Here is a 19,519-nt window from a genome sequence, read left to right as displayed (position 1 = left end):
CTAAACATTAATCTCTAACCCCTAAACATTAATTCCTTATGAAGATATACACCAAAACCGGAGATAAAGGAACCACCTCTCTTGTAGGCGGAACCCGTGTACCTAAAACGCATATCCGCCTTGAGGCGTATGGTACGGTGGATGAACTGAATTCCAATCTGGGTCTTCTCATCACGTACCTGCTTGACGGGAAGGATAAAGATTTTCTGCAGCAAGTGCAAGACAGACTTTTTGCCGTAGGCTCTCATCTGGCCACAGACCGGGAGAAAATGGAGCTGAAAGAAGCCAGTATCATCAGCTCGGAGCAGGTGGAAATGGTGGAGCGGGAGATAGACCGTTTGGATACTCTTTTGCCTCCTCTTTCAGCCTTTATTCTTCCCGGCGGAAGTCGCGGTGCGGCAGTCTGCCACGTTTGCCGTACGGTTTGCCGTCGTGCAGAGCGTCGGATTCTTGCTCTGGCCGAACAAGTGGAAATCGCTTCGGAATTACTGGCTTACGTGAACCGCTTGTCTGATTATTTGTTCGTTCTTTCCCGTAAAATGAATCAAGACGACAAAAAAGGTGAAATATTTTGGAATAATAGTTGCAAGTGAAATAAATTGTTATACTTTTGCCGAAAAATAGAAATAGGACTTAATATTCACAATTTTAATACTAGAGACTATGTATTGGACATTGGAATTAGCATCTAAATTGGAAGATGCTCCTTGGCCGGCAACTAAGGATGAATTGATAGATTATGCCATGCGTTCGGGTGCTCCGCTTGAAGTGATTGAGAATCTGCAGGAAATGGAAGATGAAGGCGAGATTTATGAAAGCATAGAAGATATTTGGCCCGATTATCCCAGCAAAGAGGACTTTTTCTTTAACGAGGAGGAATATTGATACGCTTTAAAAGAAAAAACTTACCGGTATGTCTGGTAATATTTTGAAACATAGGGAGAAGTAATTCCAAAACCGATAACTATGGTTGAAGAATTACTTCTTTTCTTTTTAATATCCCCACACTACAATAATAATGAATGTACAAGAAGCAACAACACGCCGGTTACCGGATTTGAAGGAAAGGCATCTGCCTGAAAACTGCCGCGAAACCATAAACACGATTTTAAAGGAGACTTACGGCTACGAACAGTTTCGTAATCTTGAGATTTACGATGACTTGTCCAAGGGAAAAGAGAAACTCTGCATTTCGCAGGGACAGCTGATAGAGAACGTTATACTGGAGGCTGAAAAGGCTTGGAAAGGTGAAACGCAGGTAGACAATATCTTGCTGACTGCCCCTACCGGCTCCGGAAAATCTTTGTTGTTCCAGCTTCCTGCCATCTATCTGGGGAAGGAGTATAATCTGCTTACCATTGTGGTTTCCCCTTTGAAGGCGTTGATTGTAGACCAGGTGGAAAGTCTGCAAGAGCTGGGGTATATGCGTGTGGCATACGCCTCGTCCGATTTATCGCCGGAACAGAAGATGGAGGTTTACCGGCAGGTGCGTGAGGGGGAGATTGATTTGTTCTATCTCTCGCCGGAATTGCTTCTCTCTTACGACATTAAGCATTTTGTAGGCGAGCGCCGCATCGGTCTGGTGGTGGTCGATGAGGCGCATACGGTCACTACGTGGGGCAAGGAGTTCCGCGTGGACTATTGGTTCTTGGGGCGCTACCTGACTGCTTTGAAACAGACTCTCGGCTATAATTTCCCGTTGTTTGCATTGACTGCTACGGCTGTCTGGAACCCGAAAGGAGGTAATGACATGATATTCGAGACTATTCGTTCCTTGCAGATGGAGCCTTGCGTGCTTTATGTAGGTACAGTGAAGCGCCGGAATATTGGCTTTGACATCCGTCAGATGGAGATGGAGGACGGGGAGACATACGACAAGGCAAAGCAGCGCGTGGTGGCTGCGCGGGTGGAGGACTTCCTGGACGGGCACAAGACATTGCTCTATTATCCTTTTGCGGGTGGCATCGACATGCGCTTGAAGACGTGGGTGAAGCCGGCGGACTGGCGTCTGGTTGCCTCCTATTATGGCAAGAAGGACAAGGAACAGAAAGCTGCCATTGTACAAGAGTTCAAGGAAGGAACCAAGAAACTGATTGTGGCTACGAAAGCCTTTGGTATGGGAGTGGACATCAGTGATATAGACCGTGTATACCATGTGGCGCCATCCAGTACGTTTGTCGACTATATTCAGGAGATAGGGCGTGCCGCGCGTGATACGGAGATACAGGGTATTGCCGCTACCGACTACCATGAACGGGATTTCTATTATATGAAGCGTCTGCATCAGACAGGGAACATTGCCCAGGAACAGCTGGTGCTTATTCTGAGAAAACTCATGGAAGTGTACCGCATGAAAGGGGAAAAACCGGAAATCATGGTATCTTTGTCCGATTTCGAGTTTGTGGTGAAACTGCCGCGTACAAAGAACAAGCTGGAGTATGAAGCGGAGTTGGGACAGCTCATCAAGACCGCCTTGCTTTGGCTGGAAGACGATTTGATGCAGCGTTATGGAAGGCATCTGCTTGAAATCAGCCCCAAGAATCTGTTGACCGAAGGATATGTCCAGGACAAGACGGGTGATGTCTTTGCCCGTGAATTCCAGAGCTATCTGACAAAGGTAGAAGGGGAGGACGGGGTTTACGTCGCACGTCTGGAAGCGCTTTGGGAAGAGCGTTTCCCTGAGCTTGGCTACAAGGAATTCAAACAGAAACTGAATAATGGAACGTTGTGGGAGGGAGCCCGTGCCGTGTCTGTAGGCAAGCATGAGGTGTTGTTGAAGGAAGATGCCACTGTCATCCGTGAGCGGATGGATGCCTTGTTCAAGAGCCTGACAACGATGCTGAAAACGTCATTGATAAAGTCGAAAGGACGTTTTGATGAAGAAGAATTGCGGGCTGTCTTTGCCGAGCATGGCATGGACGTGCGCTCTGCCAAACGCTTTATCGGTTCCCTGCTGGAGAGTCGCACGGAGGAAGGCCGCAGTGTAAGCTATATCAGCAGTGTGAAAAAGAAGGATTCCAATGAACTCTCTTTTACGGTGACCAAAGGCTTTGATTTGCTTTTGTCGCGCTATCAAAAACTGTTTAGCCAACGCATAGTGGGCAGTAAGGGAGACCGCCTGGTGTTTTATTGCACTCCTTTCTCGGACTTGAATATGCTGCTTAATCTGCTTTCTATGCTTGACTGCCTTTCGTTCAGTGTGGAGGGTGGCGGTACGCCTTGCGTATTTGTCCGTTTCAATGACCCCGAAACTCTGCAGGAACTTGCGCTTGGCGATGATTACCGCAATCTGATTCTGGATACCAACGGGCAGATATTCCAGGAGCAGATTGACTTGTTCTCTTTCTTCTTCGGAACAGATAAGCTGACGGATGAACAGCGCTGGGACTTTATAGAGGATTATTTTACGGGAATGGGAGTGGACGACTTGAAAAAGAAGTTTGTGTCCTTGTAGCACCAATTCGTTGAACAGCCTTTCCAGAGTTACAGTTCATCTTTGCTTTTACTGTAAAGATTGTGAGTAATTAGTCTAAGTGCTCCTGCAGAAACCGTTGCAGGATGCGTGCATGGTTGTATATCGGTGCTTTGGAAGCATATAGTAAGGTTATGGTATGGTGGTGTTTTATGGTGTCAATGAACCTAAGGGCGGCTTCCGAATTTTCCAGTTCCTTGCGATACATGGCTGCAAACCCCTCCCAGTGTTCCGCTTGGTCTTCGTGAAACCATTTTCTTAATTCAGGTGAAGGGGTAATATCCTTTTCCCAGACATCGTATTTCAGATGTTCCTTTTTTATGCCGCGAGGCCACAGCCGGTCCACCAATACACGGTAGCCGTCTGTTGCATTGGGTTCTTCATATACCCGTTTGATTCTGATTTGTGTCATGGCTGTTCTCTTAATTTTGCTTCCATTTTGATGGAGCGTGGGAAAACGATATTATTTTCCAGATGGATGTGCTGGTGCAAGGCCTCTTCAAATGCTTTAAGCTGTTGGAGTACGAGGCGGTAACTGTTGCAGGCATCTTCTGGAGCTGTATAGCCGTTGGTCAGATGCTCTATGTGGCGATAGCGTTCTCCTTCAATGTCATGTTCTGCCATCATGACGGATATGGGAGCTTCGATGCTTCCACAGTGGAATTCGGGCAGGGGAGTATTTTCCAGCTTAGCCTTTACCATCTCATAGATGTAGGGAAACAGTACCAGTTCCTCTTTGTCGAGATGGGCATTGAGGTCGGAGAGGGAATCATGAAAGAGAGCCTGCACATTGTAGAGTGACGGATGTTTTTCACCGTGTACGCGACATATTTTATCCAGCAGTTCTTCAATCTCGGGACCTTGTGTACGGATATTACGGTGGTGGATTTTGAGAATATAGTCCACCAATAAGTCCAGAGGCCAACTCTTGAAATCAATATTTTCGGAGGTTGTCGGAGCCAGATGCTCTATTTCTTCTATCACCTTCTCCATATCGGCTCCGGCAGTTTTACTGGCTTCGGGAAGCAGTGCGGAACCATGGCAGCAGAAATCAATGCCATATTTATCAAATATCCCGGCATTGTTGAAGTTGTCGGCTACGATTTCGCCGACTGTCATACGTTTATAATCCTTCATATGTTATCTTGTTTTTGTTTTCCACAACATTGTGGAAGCCTGCTATATATACAATTATATGGCAGATAATGTTTGAAGGGTTATGATTATTTGAGTTTTCTTGCCCGGTTCTTTCATTTAAAGGAATTGGAGGAGTTATCACTTCGCTCCGCTCCGTCAGGAGTTGAAGAAGTTAAAGCCGATACTTCTGTGAATACATACGCACGAGTATTGGCTTTAACTCCTAAGCCGACTTGTCGGCTGATAACTCCTTTAAATGAAAGATTCGTGGTTTCCTTGTCTATCCTTCTACTTTTTGGAATGCCAGCCGTTCGTCTCCATTGGCCAGAAGGATGATGCCGCAATATTTGAATCCGTGCTTCTTCAGTATGTATTGCAGGATATGATTGTCCCGGTGGGTATCTGCACGTAGGTTGGGTATTTGTTCGTAGCACCATTGCAGGCAGGCATTGGCCACTCCTTTGCTGTGTTCTGTACTTGCCAGCCGGTGAATGACGCCGTAAGGAAGCGTATCTTCCACCCATTTTCCTTCATAGATATGCGTATATGTGGGGTCGTTTCCACGGATAAAGGCGAAGGTTCCGATAATTTCTTCGGTATCGTCGGTGCACACATAGCTGTTTCCTTGTTCGATGTCTGCTATGACGATTTCCCTGGAAGGGTAGTTGCCTCTCCACTGCAGCATATTTCCGTCTTTCCGCATGATGTGCTTCGCTTGTTCAAAGATGTCCATAAGGATTGCAATGTCTGTGGGTTGCGTCTTTCTGATTTTTATCATAGCTTTTTATTTTATCTGTGTGGTATCTTTCTTTGATTCAGGTTGCAAAGGTAATGCGTTTTGTGATTCATTGTTCTCGTAAATGAACAAATGCTAACATACGTTGTTTCTTTAGGAAGAATTTGCATATATTTGTCCCGTAATATTAAACACAATTGATTATGAAAAAGATTTTTAGTGCTTTCGTGATAGCTGTATGCTGTATGTTTATGGCTATGCCTGCCCAGGCCCAACTATTGAAGTGGGGTGTTAAGGGTGGTGTGAATATGACGAAAATAGATTGGGATGGCGGATATAAGGGAAACAAGGATAATTCTACCGGTTTCTTTATTGGTCCGATGGCTGAGTTCACCATTCCCATTGTAGGCTTGGGTGTTGATGGTGCTTTGCTGTTCTCTCAGCGCGGCAAGGACGAGGTGAAGCAAACAGGACTGGAAGTACCCGTAAATCTGAAATATACCATTGGCTTGGGTAGTTTGTTGGGTATTTATGTGGCAGCCGGTCCCGATTTCTTCTTCGACTTCAAGAAGAAGGATTACGTAGACCGCAAGAAGGCTCAAGTGGCACTTAATCTGGGTGCCGGTGTGAAGCTGCTGAAGCATCTCCAGGTTGGCGTGACCTATCAGCTCCCGATGGGCGACTCATTTACGTGGAAGAATGCGGGTGATGCCATCGGTGCCAAGAATAAGACTTGGCAGGTGTCTGCGGCGTATCTCTTCTAAATGTAGTAAAACGATTTGTGGAATATAAAGAAAGGCTCTCCTACAAAAAGGAGGGCCTTTCTTGTGTTTTTGATTACTTTTCTACAATTACATCTACTGGGGCAGGTGCATCATCATGGAGTGGGGTAGCAGCTTCGCGACTAGGCTGTCTACCGTCTTTGATGGCGAGTACCCATTCCCCATTTGCTTTTATGGGGTTGAACATGAACCCCATACTACTACCTGGAGTGTCAGAATCTGAACGTGGCGTAAATTCTATTTTGTACTTCACGTCATTATTTCCTTGTGTAGAGAAGCTGAGGTAATCCAATCGATAACGAATTACCGGGAAACGCTGGAAACGTTTGGTCAGTGCTTCCCGTTGTTGTATCGTTAAGGGTTTGGCTATACCAGCGTCATCAATGGAGTAAAGCATATCAAGAGCCTTGTCAGTCTCTTTAGCTTTTAGAAGATCCATACACTGTGTACATAATGTAAGAACAGCGCTTGAGTCTGCAGCAGTCAAAGTGGCTACAAACTCATCTTCTGCCTCTTTCTGTGTCTTCATCTTCTCTTCGTGTCCTTTTGTTGAACATGCTCCGAGTAGAAAGCTTGCTGAGAGAAGAAGCATAAAAAGGATTTGTTTATTGTTCATTGTTGATATATTTATTAATCGTGCATTGTTAAATAAAAAGGTGCGTCACCTTATTATGACGCACCTTTATTATATTACCGCATTTTAGGATGCGATGAGTTCTTTACAAAATTATCTGTTGGCAATAGTACCATCAACAGCAATGGCAACTTTAGCACTTACTGTACCCCATGTGTATGTGACCTTTACAGGAACCATGATGGTGAAGTCTTTAGTGTTACCCATATTGTTCTTGTAGTTCAATACTACAGAGTTCAACTTGCTGATGTTGGTAGTTTTGATGTCAATCGGGTTAGAAATTGCAGTACCACCTACTTTATCAAGGATTGTCAGCTTGATAACGTCCTTGTTGATAGGCTTCTGTTCACCGATAACATTAACGTCACAAGTTGCATTGTCAATATCCAAAGTTATTGCGCTGATACCGTAGTATTCGTACAAGTTAACGTTGTTTTCTTTAGCAGCTTCATATACTTTGTCTTTATCATTGTATACGATAACCGGTTTGTCGCGCCAGTCGTTGGCCTTGAACAAGTTACCAAGTAATACGGAAGAACCGTTAGCCTCTGCATCCAAGAACTTGGCTTTGTCGTTGCTTTCAATATCCAGCGGACGCAAGAAGCGAGCGTTGAAGTTGTAAGCGGGAGCCAGTTCAATTTCGCAGTCACCATAAACAGCGGATACCTCGATGATGGCAAACTGTTGGTTAGGCTTGTTTTCGTTATGACCGAAAAGGTTCAAGAATACTTTTGCTTCATCGTTGTTTGCATAAGTAATTGTCTTGGCTGTCTTATCAAGAGTTGCGATGAGAGAAGCGGTTGCTCTCTTTTCACCCCAGTATAACTTAGTGCTGCTCTTGCTCTTGTCAGCTTCAACTGTACTTACAAACAACTTCTTTCCACCTATAGTCAGACCATCGTTCTTAGCAGAGAACAAGTAGCTGTACTTGATTTCCATACCTTTGTCTTTGTTGTTCCAGATTTCACCATAAACCGGCTTGGAAGCTTCTGATACAATGAATTCGATGCCTGATTTTTCAACTTCTTTTCCAGCTTCTGTTACGTAGTGATAGAAGTAGTCATCAAGATTCTTCACATAATTTGCTACATTGTTTGCTGCATCCGGAGCAGGAACATTGGTACGTACAGTATCTCTGTCAGCCAAAGCTGTTTCAGCAGGATACCAGAACGCATCACGTTTGTTACCATAACTTGCAGTAGTCGGCAATTCTGCTATGGAAATCTTGATACCTACGTAAATAGCGTAAGTTGTTCCACCTGCTACAGGTTTGTACTTGCCATAAAGTGTCAAGGCGCGATCTTTGTAATCCTTGATGAGTTGGTCTCTTTGAGTCTTATTGCTAGTCCAGTTCAGGATAGCATTTGTACTAGTGTTACCGTCAGGAGTTTCAGTAACTACACCGTAAGTATTGTCTGCTGCAAATTTATTAGCAGCTGTTACTTGAATGAAGCCACCCTTACCGTCTGCTACATAAGTTTCGTCTTTTACAAATGTATAACCCTTTGTGAATTCTTCCTTGGTCATACCCAGTTCTTCAAGAATCTTACCGGACATGTCTTTCCAAGTGATGGATACAGTTTGTTCACCACACAAGTACGGCAACTGCGGAGTGCTCTTGTCAATAACAATTGCATCAGGAGTAGCGGCTTTTTCAGTGATTTCCAACTTGATGTAACCTGCTAATACTACATTATTTGTTGCATCAACCAGTTTAACCAATACTGCCGGACGACGACCGATAGCACTTCTGCCAATCTTTTCTGTGCTTCCTTCAGGAATAACCACACTTTCTTCTTTGTCGTTTACATAGCAAGGAGTGAAAGTACCGTCTTCTTCCAATTGAGAGTAAGCATTTTCCTCTGTATCATTGTCACCGCTGATATAGTGAACAGCTTCAAACTTGAGAGTCAGATTATATAGCTGGGCAGCTTCAGCAAGACTCATGCTTTTGTGAGTGGTTGCAGTAATTTTCTCTCCAAAGTTTTCTACATGATGGATACACAGTAAATCTGCCAATTCAATAGAACCACCATTGTATTGTGCAGGAACAGTATATACGTTTTCGATAGCTTCCTTAGCTGTCTTATACAGTTCAGGTTTACAAGTGTTTTTTGTTACGATTTTGCTGTCATCGGTATACGCAATGGCTTTAAAACCTTGAATCATCGGCATGATGGCTGCATAGTCAGAAGTAACTGTAGACTTTTCTTCACCTTCTTTTTCGCCATTAACCAATGTTGCTTCCAGAGCTGCGATAGAAATATAGTTGTTTTCACCGGGAGTGCTCAAATTGCCCTTCTTCAAATCCTCTACAGAGAGTTTGTATGTAGCATACATTTTTTCGCCGTCAATGGTCTTACCTGCGTTTTGGAAGATAGGGGTTACCACAGCAGGAGTAGCTTTTGTAGCTACATATTCCGGAGTAGCTGCCAAGAATTTCCACTCAATATCTTTCAGCTTGGCATTTAGCGGGTTCAAGTGATAGTACATTGCGCTGGTTGAAGGCATCCAATAAGTTTTCTTAGTGGCATCTTTCAAAGTAATCCAATTGGTAGCACTTGTACCTTTCTTGATTACATAAGCTACATTGTGGTCATCTTTACTTTCTATTGCGTTCTTTTCAGCTTCGATGAAATCACCGTTGGCATATTTGTATTTAGTAGCTTCTACTCCGTCTTCATACAAATCAGGAATGAATACCAATGCTTTCAACTTAGTAGTCAGAGAAATAGTCTTTTCAACCAATTTGCCGTTCTCATCCTTCATGTTACCAAGGGTCAGAGTTTCATCTTTTGTATTCCAAACTGCTGAAAGAGTCCCTTCCGGTAACCATTTCGTAGTTTGTACTTCATATAAAGGATCTTTACCCTTCTCTTCTGTTACTTTCACCCAGTAGCCAGCTTCTGCTTGGCCATGCAACTTGCCAGTTTCTTCAGTACCTGGGTAGTAATAGATGGTTTTAGCGTCTTGACCAGCGCTACCGTTGCCCGGTTCACCTTTTTCACCGCGTGCAGGGAACTCTGTTTGTACATTGTCTTTAGCCCACCAATAGTCACCGTTAGCGTCTTTTACAATACTCCAAACGGGAGCGTTTGTGCCGTTTGTTCCGTTCTTGATAGGATAAGATTCGCCATTGCTTAATTTGATGACAATGCCATCTTCTGTTTTGTCAACGCCGGTAATGACCGATCCAGCGTCAATCTTAGCTTGAAGGTCACTTACCAGCTTTTCTACTGCTGATACGCGGTTGTCCAAGCTTTCGATGTCGTCATCATAGTCCTTACAAGACGTGAACGTTCCTGCAGTGCCCACCATTAAGGCGCTGAACAGGATCACTCTTAGAATCTTTTTGTTCATAATTGAAAACTTTAAATTTATAAATTTAAAAAAATAAAAAGTGAATAATCTCTCATTTTGAACCCCTTTCGCATACTTGTTTTGTTACTAAGTATTCCGTTACTTCGCAGGTAACGGGAACCATCTTGAATCAATTATGTGAAAAGAAGTTTAATATAGTTGTAATGCCCCTATAATTGTTTATAACATTTTAAGTGATGAAAGATGAAAAGTGGCTTATAGGTGGAATTCTGATAATATGACCGAGAGGTAAAGTTACGATAAAGGGAAATCAAAATATTTATAGGGAAAGAAAGACTTAAAGTGTTATTTTGTAGAGTTTTGGCTTAAGGGGAAGTTGTTGAGAAATGAGCGAGAGGACTCTTCCCTTCAAGAGATGCTTCTTGCGGGAGGAATAAATATGGACACATCTAGGCCGCTTTATCAATAAAAATAAAAAAATCTATGCCGAGATTCCATTGCTTTTTACAAAAGAAATTACCTTCTCATTTGCTTCATCAATCTTCTTGTCGTTGAAAGGTTTGAGATAGGTTTCAGTAACATTTATCGATGAATGTCCCATCGCTTCGGAAATAATGCCAGGGTGAATCTCACAATAATATGCCATTGTGGCCCACGTGTGTCTTGCCGAATACGAACTAAGATGTGAACTCATATTCAAATGTGTTTTTAAAGCTGACAGCTGATAGTTAAAACGCCTCAAAGCTGATTGATACTCTTTATAAGCCGCTTCTGTACCATCCTTGCTACGTAATATTGGGAATAAATAAGGTGAGTTCTCGTCCTTATTGGATACCATGTGTACCAGCTGTAAGGCTTCAGGGGATAGAAGTACCCGTAAGGTGCGACCAGTCTTTCTTCTACGATAGGACAATACATTCCCTTGCAGGTCTTTCTTGTGCAAGAAAGCTAAATCGACAAATGGGAGACCACGCATCATAAACATAAAAACAAATAGCATTTTGGCCTTTTGAAGGCTTGAGGAAGGAATCCTTTTGGACAAATCCATTTCTGTCCCGCGAACTAAAGTTCCTATATCCGAAGCTTCCAAAGCTCTTTTCTTGTCTGCTTTAGTTCCTGTATACACATGTTCAAATAATCTAGGAGTATAACGGACACATCGTAAATCTACAGCTCGATTGTAAGCCGAGCGAATGACTTTCATATAGGTAGAAACGGTGTTCCAACTGCAATCTCGTTGACGCAGGTGCATTTCAAAACGTTTCAAAACCACTGGATTCAATTTGCGCAGATGCAAATCCCGATAGTTATTGAATGCGGAAAACACATTCAATGTAGATTGGTAAATATGGGCTGTTCCCCATCTTCCATTTTCTCGAAGCTCTCCAATAATAGTTGACAGCATTTCTTGTAAGGTAATCTCTTTCATCTTCAATTTAAATTATACATTCTCTTATTAATAATATGTATAAGTACAATCCCTTTATAATGCAGAACATACGTGCAAATACACTAATAATTGGGGCGAACAACAATCCCATTAACAAAAAAGTGCGCTTAAATGCAGATTTTTCGATTAATTATAAAAAAACAGCATTATTATTTGCTCATTTATAGAAAAACAATTATGTTTGCACGGAAAATTCCTCCGTTACCTGCGAAGTAACGGAATTTTTTAACAAAAGCATTGTGGGAAAAGGAATGCCGGAAATGAGAAATTATTCACTTTTTATTTTTTAAATTTATAAATTTAAAGTTTTTCAATTATGAACAAAAAGTTTCTAAGTGTGACCCTGTTCAGTGCCTTGATGATAGGTGCGACAGGAACGTTCACGTCTTGTAAGGACTATGATGACGACATCAAGAACTTGCAGGAACAACTGGACAAGAAAGCTTCACTTGAAGAGCTGGCTGCAAAAGTTTCGACTTTGGAGACAGCTGTCAACGATGCTAAAACAGCTGCCAACGAAGCTAAGGACAAGGCTCAGGAAGCTTTGGACAAGGCCGGTTCGGCAGAAGGTGGTGTTTCTGATGACGACTTGAAAGCTCTGAAGAAAGAACTGCAAGACCAAATCGACAAGTTGGCTTCTTTGGACATCGTAAACCAAAAGATTGCGGCTCTGAAAGAAGAATTGAAAGGCGACTTCGTTACAGACGAGAAGCTGAAGGACTTGGCTGCTGAAATTGACAAGGTAAGTGCTGAGGTGATGTCCCTGATTGGTCATCGTCTGACCAGCCTGGCCGTAATCCCTACCAGCCACATCAACGGTATTGCCGCCATCACGCTGACTACCCTGCAATATACCCCGCAGAAGTATCAGGCTATGGCTAAGCATACAACTCAAGACCACACTACGACTCCGGTTTTGGACCACGTAAATGCTGCTGCTACAGCTAACTCCATTTCTACAGATTACAACGAGGCTTATTTCCATGTAAGCCCCAGCGTAGGTGTCCGTACTTCAGATATTGAATTGCCCTCATTTGATTGCATCACATCTGAAAATATTATGACCAAGGCTACCGGTGCTGATATTAAGACTAACAGCCCGATTCAACCGGTTAAGTACGACATCAATAAGGACGTGCTGACAGTAAAATTCAAAAAGACAGTCAAGGGTTCTATCGCTGCAACGACTGCCGGCGACAAGGAAAAGTTCTACATGGCATCTTTGAAAGCTCCTATCGCTGCTGAAAACTATACAGCTGCTGAAAAGAAAGCTTTTGACGAACAAGGTACTAAGGTGTATGTGAACTCTGAATATGTACGTCTGCACGAAGAGGTTAAGGTTCCGTATCTGGTTAATAGCAAAACTGACTTTAGCAAAACTATGACCGGTAAGTTTGCCGATGAAATCCAGAACGACGGCAAAGAAGACTTCTATGTACACTATCATGACTCTGTATGCGTATACGAATCTAAAGCCAACGAATATGTAGACTTTAAGCAACCTTATAACGAGCCGCTTGATTTGAAGAAATTGGTGAAGGTTTGTGTTACAGACGCTAAAGATGCTAAAACTAACCACGCTAACCATGCAAATCTGGCAAACTACAAGGATTATGGTCTGACATTCCGTTTCTACATCCCTACTGCTCCTTATAACACATTGGGTGGCGTAGATGGTAACACCAACAAGACAGACCAGCAGAAATTTGCCAAGCTGGATTCTCACGAAAACGGTATCATGTCTTCCAAGGTTTACACTGTCGAAGGTACTTCTGCAACAGCTGTAGGTCGTGAGCCTATCGTTCGCGTGGAACTGGTGGATACAGTAAACAATGCTTTGGTTGCCATGCGTTACCTGAAAGTGAAATGGGTGAAAGAAGCTGGCGAGAGAGAGTTGTCTCATGCTTTTGCTGATTCTATCTATTACTGCAGCAACTACACCGGTCGTATCGGTACTCAGGAAATGAATGAGGACATCTACGACAAGGCTAAAGAAGGTGGTATGACCAAGCAGGAATTCCACGCCGTTTATACTCAATTTGATGGTACAAAGGGTGCCGGCGAAGGTACGGCTTCTGTGATTGCCAACTCTGAAGCTGGTGTAGAATCTTACAACATCATCTGGACACTGACTCATGCAGACATCGTTAAGAAGTATCCGAACTGGAACAACCAGGAAAAGATGAGCTTCAGCAAGGTTTGCTACTACTCCGATCCTACAGGTGCATATCCTACATTGAAGATTACTTTGACACGTACTATCTACAAGCCGGTATTCAACCTCTGGGGTTACGATGGCCGCTACTGGAAGAACGACAATGAATGGTCCACATTCAATGTAAACCCGATTGTTTACAATACCGAGGAATCCAACCCGGCATGGTCTAACAATACAGAGAATAACCCGACATGTAACATCTACACAGACTTGCTGAACGGTTTCCTGAACGACCTCGGAGTTAAACCGACAACCGGTTTGGGCGGCGCAATCTGGTATGCCGATGCACTGCGTGCCGGTAAGAAGTTCTTCTATTCCGGACTGTATCCTTATGCTGCCAGCGGCCACCAGGGTGTGAAAGGTGGTGCTTATTCAGAGGAAGGTGCCCGCTTCGTGTTCGACAAAGAAAAACTGGAAGCTGCCAATTCTGCTTACAAGTACGAATATTTCAACGGTACAAGCGTTGTTGAAAAGACTGCGACTGTAAGTCCTGACGGAACAATCCTGTACATCGACGGCAAGAAAGCTGCTGAGATTGTGAACTACGCTCCCAACAAGCTGGATGCCAATGAAATCACTTACAACATCAAGTTGGAAGAAGTAAACCCGACTCACGCACCGCGTAGCGGCGACGCTCCGACAGAAGCTGCCAAGGCTCTCGTAGGCAAGTATGTCCCCATCAAGTTGGTTGCCGACGTATGCTACAAAGATGCTTGTGCTGCTGGTTCTCTGCTGGCTGCTGCCCACACTGCAACTATCAAGGAATATGATGCATTTATCATCGAACCGTTGACAGTAACTACAGGTGAAACTGAGAACTTTACTGATGCAACTGTAGGTGGTAGTACAATTGACGTTAAGGGTGCTTTCACTTATGTTTCTTGGAATGCTGACGAATCAGGCAAGAAGTATATTGTAGCCAATACTACCGGCTTGCAGAAAGCTTTGTGGGAATTCTACGAAGTAGTTCCGGGCGAATGGATGACAGACCAAATCAAGTCTAACTTGAAACTGGTTAACGGTAACTTGGTTCCGACTGATGGTGTAACAAACGGTCCTCTGCCTTCTAATACCAAGGTTGTTTACAACCAGGCAGATGAAACTCTGACTTACAACAACTACAGCGGTACTCCGGTTAACTGGGATTACAAATTGTTCATCCCTGTGAAGTTCGGTTACAAGTGGAAGACATTCACTTTGACATTCGAAGTTGATGTTAAGAAGAACTCTGGTACTCCTGCTCAAAGATAATCATCACTGCAGATAACTAATAAAAGAGAGTGTTTCCGGAAAAGAAGCACTCTCTTTTCTATAAAAACAAAAGAACAATGAGACGAACGATTTTGGCTATGTTGACAATAGCTTTCGGTTTTTTATATTCTTGTACCAATACTAACAGTACAGAGTCTACTCATTCTTTCGCCGGTACATTCATAACGGAAAATGGCGTGAGGTTTGAACTCCGTGCAGACTCAACCACCCTCATCACTTTCTCTGATTCAGTGAAGTATGAAGGTACATGGAAGTCTTGCAAGGCCGAAGACCACTTAGAGTATGCCAATATCGAATTTGGAGGTTATCAGGAATACTATTATTTAAAAGATGAAAAGCTTTACCGAAGTGAGCGCGAAATGCGCCACGATGCTTTGGGAACAAAAGTGAAATATCAGGAATAAACTGAAGAGTAAAACATTTGCATAGAAGAGGCTATCTCAAGTGCATTTTGAGACAGCCTCTTGCTTTTTTCAGCAATTCACCATTTAGACAGTTGTACGCAGCAAAAGTGACAAGAATTTATAAGAGTTTGAACAATATAACAAGCTATCTTCTTATGTACTCAGCAGAATCAAGCAAAGCCGGCCTAGAAATATAGTGTGATTCTCATAAGAGATTATATGCTTAGCCCAAAAGCCACTGAAAGAATTATCACAGAGGCCGTTGAAGCAGTGAAGGACTGGCAGGCTTTAAGAGTAAAGCCAGAAATAGGTAGACAGGAAATGGATAGATTCATAAACTTATTCTAGCTAATTTATACCCGAAAAGATATAATCTCTTTCTCCTTTAATCTTTTTATACCCTTATGGGTGTAATAACGAAAATATATTCTATCTTTGTACCCCAAAGGGTATAAAAATGGAATATACGGAACAAACAACATTATCCAAATATGTAAAAGCGATGCGTAAGCAGTACAATCTGACCCAAGTGGAACTTTCGGAAAAGTCAGGAGTAGGCTTGCGCTTTGTCCGTGAATTGGAGCAAGGCAAACAGACGCTGCGGTTGGACAAGGTAAACCAGCTACTGTCTTTGTTCGGCAGCGAAGTTGGCGCAGTACCTATAACTAAAACTGACGAATGATGAAGCAGGCATTGATAAATCTCCGAGGAATAAAAGCCGGTATCCTCACAGAGGATGAGGATGGCTATACCTTCCAGTACGATACGGAATTCCTGCAGTCGGATGTTGCAGAAGCTGTCAGTCTCACATTACCCTTGACAGAGAAAGCCTATCACGACAAAGTGCTGTTTCCTTTTTTCGACGGGCTGATACCCGAAGGATGGCTGCTTGACATTGCGGAAAAGAACTGGAAAATAGATGCACGTGACCGAATGTCACTGTTGCTGGCGTGCTGTAAAGACTGTATCGGTGCAGTGGGTATCGAACCTATAAATGAGGAGGATTAAAAATGGCAAAATGTCTGTATTGCTACAAAGAACTGAATGGAAATGAGAGGGATTTCCACAAGGCTTGCTCAAAAAAGATATTCGGGACACTAGAGGCGCCTATATTGCCTTATACGCACAATAATCTCAACGATTTGGCAAGGCAGGTAATTCGCAGTCAGACCACACTGACCGGAGTGCAGGCCAAATTATCATTGGATATCAACAAAGGAAGTAAAAACGAGCCTGGACGATTTACGATTGTAGGCTTATGGGGGCGCTATATTTTGAAGCCGCAAACCGAACGGTTCGGCAATCTTCCCGAATTAGAGGATCTGACAATGCATCTTGCGGAGATAGCCAAGATACGAGTTGTGCCGCATAGCCTCATCCGCTTTGAGGATGGTGAATTATGCTATATCACCCGGCGCATAGACCGCACGAATGAAGGAGGGAAATTGGCTATGGAAGACATGTGCCAACTTTCTGAAAAACTCACTGAACAAAAATACAAAGGTTCTTATGAACAGATTGCGAAGTTAGTGCTGAGATATTCATCCGCTCCCAAATTGGACCTGGTGAATTTCTGGGAGCAAGTCGTCTTTTCATGGATAACCGGTAATGCCGACATGCATTTGAAGAACTTCTCGCTTTATAGTCCCCAACAAGAGGTATATACGCTCACACCAGCATATGACATGCTGTCTACCGCATTGGTGATGCCTGAAGACACCGAAGAACTTGCACTTACACTAAACGGCAAAAAACGTAAATTAAAGAAGGCTGACTTTGTCACGTCCATACGGGCGTCGGGATTGGACGAAAAAGTAATAGAAAACCTCTTCAAGAAACTCTTGAAAGTAGAAACCAAATGGATGGAGTTCATCAGTCTCTCTTTTCTACCGGAGGAGATGCAAATATCATATAAAGACATGATAAGCATAAAACTCAATATGCTGAAATGATACGAAACCCAACAAGGATTTCCTCTTTCTATCGCCCTTCTCTCTTTACTTCAATCCACCTTCTGAAGAAAGGGTCATCCAGTTCATACCCCTCATTACGTATCACATATCCTTGTTGTCCAAGTCGCTTCAAGCTACTGAAAGCTGTACTTGGAGAATCAATACCGACAGCTTGTAGAAAAGGAAGACTGGACGGAGTCCCCATCTGCATAGTTAAGCCTATCAAGACTTTTTTATCTGTTTTATTGAAAGTGCTCCATAAACGTTCATAATCCATATCGTGTACATGGGTCAACTCCGTAATGGCAGTTTCCACCAAAGTATCACTGTAACCGTTTTGTTTCCAGTTATTCCATGTCTGGTAAGCCAGTTGCTGGGTGTAATAGGGATGACAATTGGTGAACGACAGAATGCTGCGGCCTATCGTTTCAGCATCCATATCCTCACCCAAGAGAAGAAAGCCATTCTTGAGAAACTCATAGAAGTTATCTTGAGGAATCTTACCCAACTTCATCAAATATCCAAAATGATAGAAAGGGGATTTCTTTTTTTCGAAGATTTCCTGCATCATCGATTCCTGGCTACCTAAGAAAATGTAATTGGCATGGTTGTAAGTCTGTAGAATAGACCTCAATTTTTTATCCAGATTCTTGTCCAATGTACGTATTTCTTGGAATTCGTCCAGTACTACAATCGGTTTCTTGTGTGGATTCTTCATTCCCAGTTTATCAATCAGTGTGAATACATCCTCTAACAGAATGAAGCCATCCATTGACGGCTGAAATGAAACTTCTATGCCATCCGTCATGGGATTGGTTGAAATGGTGGGGATAAAACGAAAGTGAGTGATAAGATGTTTCAGACGTTCCATAGGATATTGCTGAAGCATAATCCACAATAATCGTGCGGCAAAGTCGGCAGTGCCTGTTACCAACTGCAGGTTCAACTGAAAAACGGGACGTGACAATCCTTTCGTTACTTTTTGAACGAGGCTGGTCTTGCCGAAACGTCGTGAGCTAATAAGTATCAGGTGATTCTCACTTGCAAGTATCTCTCTTACTTTTTCTTGTTCCGCTACTCTATCCGTAAAGTATTCACCGTCTACAATTGTACCGAATTTAAATGGATTATTCATATTGCGACTTTTTTCAATGCGACTTTTTTCGCAAATATAAGAAATATATTTGAGTTCATTCTGAAAGACTGGCTAAAATGAAGAAATACATTATAAACTTCTGTTTTGCTTCATTTTATTGTATATACTTGTAAGGTAAACCTTTTATAAATAAATTGGAAATGAATAGAAATGAAATTACCTTACAAGAGATGTTCTCCTCAGTCATCGGGGAACTCCGGGAAAGCGGCAGGTGGGGGACGGCACACATCTACCAGTCAGCGGTGAATGCATTCTCGGCATTCACCAAATGGCAACCGATGCCCATGCGCAAACTGAGCCCGACCGTACTGAAGAGGTTCGAAAACTTCCTCAGGCAGAGGAATTGCAGTTGGAACACTGTGTCCACCTACATCAAGACGGTACGCTCGGTGTATCATCGGGCGGTGGACAGAAAGTACATACGGTATGTACCCAGACTGTTTGAGCATGTGTATACCGGCACACGGGCAGACAGGAAGAAGGCGCTCGAAGCATCAGACATCAGCAGCCTGGTAAGGGAGACGGAAAGGAGCCTGCAAGGAGGGACGCTCCCAAACGCACAGCAAAAAACAAGGATTTTCTTCGTACTCATGTTCATGCTCAGGGGCATACCCTTTGTGGATCTGGCATACCTGCACAAAAGGGACCTGCAGGGAAATATACTATCGTACAGACGACGGAAGACGGGACGGGCGCTGACCGTATCACTCACACCCGAAGCCATGCAGATGGTGAGAATAATAGCAAACAAGGACAAGGACTCTCCTTATTTATTCCCCATATTACAAAGTGAGGAAGGGTCGGAAGCCGCATACCGGGAATACCAGTCGGCACTCAGGGCATTCAACCAGCGGCTGGCAGTACTCAGGCAGTGCTTGGGAATGCAGTCGGCACTCAGCACCTATGCAGCCAGACACACCTGGGCTACAATGGCTTACCATTGCGAGATACACCCCGGAATCATATCGGAAGCCATGGGGCACTC

General features: G+C 43.3%; 17 protein-coding genes. 10 read left to right on the top strand and 7 right to left on the bottom strand.

The genetic code is table 11. The features are described from left to right. The first annotated feature begins 38 nt into the window (after positions 1 to 38). The 3 genes from DWY55_RS09450 (at position 39) to DWY55_RS09440 (ending at position 3,454) form a co-directional block, all read left to right on the top strand. Complete coding sequence (locus DWY55_RS09450) at positions 39 to 593, top strand: cob(I)yrinic acid a,c-diamide adenosyltransferase (RefSeq protein ID WP_005824436.1); 555 nt, start codon at positions 39 to 41, stop codon at positions 591 to 593. Between the two features lie 70 nt (positions 594 to 663). After that, on the top strand, positions 664 to 885 hold the full coding sequence (locus tag DWY55_RS09445; RefSeq protein WP_002558131.1) for a DUF2795 domain-containing protein: 222 nt from the start codon (positions 664 to 666) through the stop codon (positions 883 to 885). Positions 886 to 1,018: 133 nt separating this feature from the next. Continuing rightward, positions 1,019 to 3,454: a DEAD/DEAH box helicase gene (locus DWY55_RS09440; RefSeq protein ID WP_117878227.1), complete on the top strand. Its 2,436-nt coding sequence runs from the start codon at positions 1,019 to 1,021 to the stop codon at positions 3,452 to 3,454. 70 nt (positions 3,455 to 3,524) lie between these two features. On the opposite strand, the gene DWY55_RS09435 is transcribed toward DWY55_RS09440, so the two are convergent. From DWY55_RS09435 to DWY55_RS09425, 3 genes are all read right to left on the bottom strand, one after another. Then, a complete protein-coding gene (locus tag DWY55_RS09435; protein ID WP_035447724.1) occupies positions 3,525 to 3,884 on the bottom strand; it encodes a DUF488 domain-containing protein in 360 nt (119 codons plus the stop codon). Beyond that, positions 3,881 to 4,609, bottom strand: coding sequence for an iron-sulfur cluster repair di-iron protein (ric, locus tag DWY55_RS09430; RefSeq protein ID WP_005824443.1), 729 nt, complete (start codon positions 4,607 to 4,609; stop codon positions 3,881 to 3,883). Before ric ends, DWY55_RS09435 begins: the two co-directional genes overlap by 4 nt. A 280-nt stretch (positions 4,610 to 4,889) precedes the next feature. Continuing rightward, positions 4,890 to 5,387, bottom strand: a complete 498-nt coding sequence (locus tag DWY55_RS09425; protein WP_008661945.1) for a hypothetical protein — start codon at positions 5,385 to 5,387, stop codon at positions 4,890 to 4,892. Between the two features lie 161 nt (positions 5,388 to 5,548). On the opposite strand from DWY55_RS09425, the gene DWY55_RS09420 reads away from it, so the two are divergent. Continuing rightward, the gene (locus DWY55_RS09420; protein WP_035447725.1) at positions 5,549 to 6,109 is read left to right on the top strand and encodes a porin family protein; all 561 of its coding nucleotides are present in this window, start codon (positions 5,549 to 5,551) and stop codon (positions 6,107 to 6,109) included. A 73-nt stretch (positions 6,110 to 6,182) separates the two neighbouring features. On the opposite strand, the gene DWY55_RS09415 is transcribed toward DWY55_RS09420, so the two are convergent. The 3 genes from DWY55_RS09415 to DWY55_RS09405 all read right to left on the bottom strand — a co-directional run bounded on the left by DWY55_RS09415 (position 6,183) and on the right by DWY55_RS09405 (position 11,511). Further along, a complete protein-coding gene (locus DWY55_RS09415; protein ID WP_034532595.1) occupies positions 6,183 to 6,743 on the bottom strand; it encodes a hypothetical protein in 561 nt (186 codons plus the stop codon). Positions 6,744 to 6,854: 111 nt separating this feature from the next. Continuing rightward, a complete protein-coding gene (locus tag DWY55_RS09410; RefSeq protein WP_243633650.1) occupies positions 6,855 to 10,121 on the bottom strand; it encodes a PL29 family lyase N-terminal domain-containing protein in 3,267 nt (1,088 codons plus the stop codon). A 442-nt stretch (positions 10,122 to 10,563) separates the two neighbouring features. Continuing rightward, positions 10,564 to 11,511, bottom strand: a complete 948-nt coding sequence (locus DWY55_RS09405) for a tyrosine-type recombinase/integrase (RefSeq protein ID WP_005824483.1) — start codon at positions 11,509 to 11,511, stop codon at positions 10,564 to 10,566. A 337-nt stretch (positions 11,512 to 11,848) separates the two neighbouring features. On the opposite strand from DWY55_RS09405, the gene DWY55_RS09400 reads away from it, so the two are divergent. The 5 genes from DWY55_RS09400 to DWY55_RS09380 all read left to right on the top strand — a co-directional run bounded on the left by DWY55_RS09400 (position 11,849) and on the right by DWY55_RS09380 (position 17,378). Then, positions 11,849 to 15,001, top strand: a complete 3,153-nt coding sequence (locus DWY55_RS09400) for a PspA/IM30 family protein (RefSeq protein WP_022401133.1) — start codon at positions 11,849 to 11,851, stop codon at positions 14,999 to 15,001. 77 nt (positions 15,002 to 15,078) lie between these two features. Beyond that, positions 15,079 to 15,426, top strand: a complete 348-nt coding sequence (locus DWY55_RS09395; protein WP_022401132.1) for a hypothetical protein — start codon at positions 15,079 to 15,081, stop codon at positions 15,424 to 15,426. 457 nt (positions 15,427 to 15,883) lie between these two features. Then, positions 15,884 to 16,108 carry a helix-turn-helix transcriptional regulator gene (locus DWY55_RS09390; protein WP_005824474.1) on the top strand — a complete coding sequence of 75 codons (225 nt, stop codon included), beginning with the start codon at positions 15,884 to 15,886 and terminating at the stop codon, positions 16,106 to 16,108. Further along, positions 16,108 to 16,434: a HipA N-terminal domain-containing protein gene (locus DWY55_RS09385; RefSeq protein ID WP_022401131.1), complete on the top strand. Its 327-nt coding sequence runs from the start codon at positions 16,108 to 16,110 to the stop codon at positions 16,432 to 16,434. Before DWY55_RS09390 ends, DWY55_RS09385 begins: the two co-directional genes overlap by 1 nt. Before the next feature lie 2 nt (positions 16,435 to 16,436). Next, positions 16,437 to 17,378, top strand: a complete 942-nt coding sequence (locus tag DWY55_RS09380; protein ID WP_005824466.1) for a HipA domain-containing protein — start codon at positions 16,437 to 16,439, stop codon at positions 17,376 to 17,378. A gap of 28 nt (positions 17,379 to 17,406) precedes the next feature. On the opposite strand, the gene DWY55_RS09375 is transcribed toward DWY55_RS09380, so the two are convergent. After that, positions 17,407 to 18,513: an AAA family ATPase gene (locus DWY55_RS09375; RefSeq protein WP_022401130.1), complete on the bottom strand. Its 1,107-nt coding sequence runs from the start codon at positions 18,511 to 18,513 to the stop codon at positions 17,407 to 17,409. A gap of 161 nt (positions 18,514 to 18,674) precedes the next feature. Between DWY55_RS09375 and DWY55_RS09370 the strand changes: the two genes are divergently transcribed. Further along, positions 18,675 to 19,519, top strand: an 845-nt coding sequence (locus DWY55_RS09370) for a tyrosine-type recombinase/integrase (protein WP_243633649.1), incomplete at its 3' end; no start/stop codon positions are given.

This window comes from Bacteroides sp. AF25-38AC (assembly GCF_003602995.1).
Lineage (GTDB): Bacteria > Bacteroidota > Bacteroidia > Bacteroidales > Bacteroidaceae > Bacteroides > Bacteroides uniformis.
This window is presented reverse-complemented; position numbering and strand designations above follow the sequence as displayed.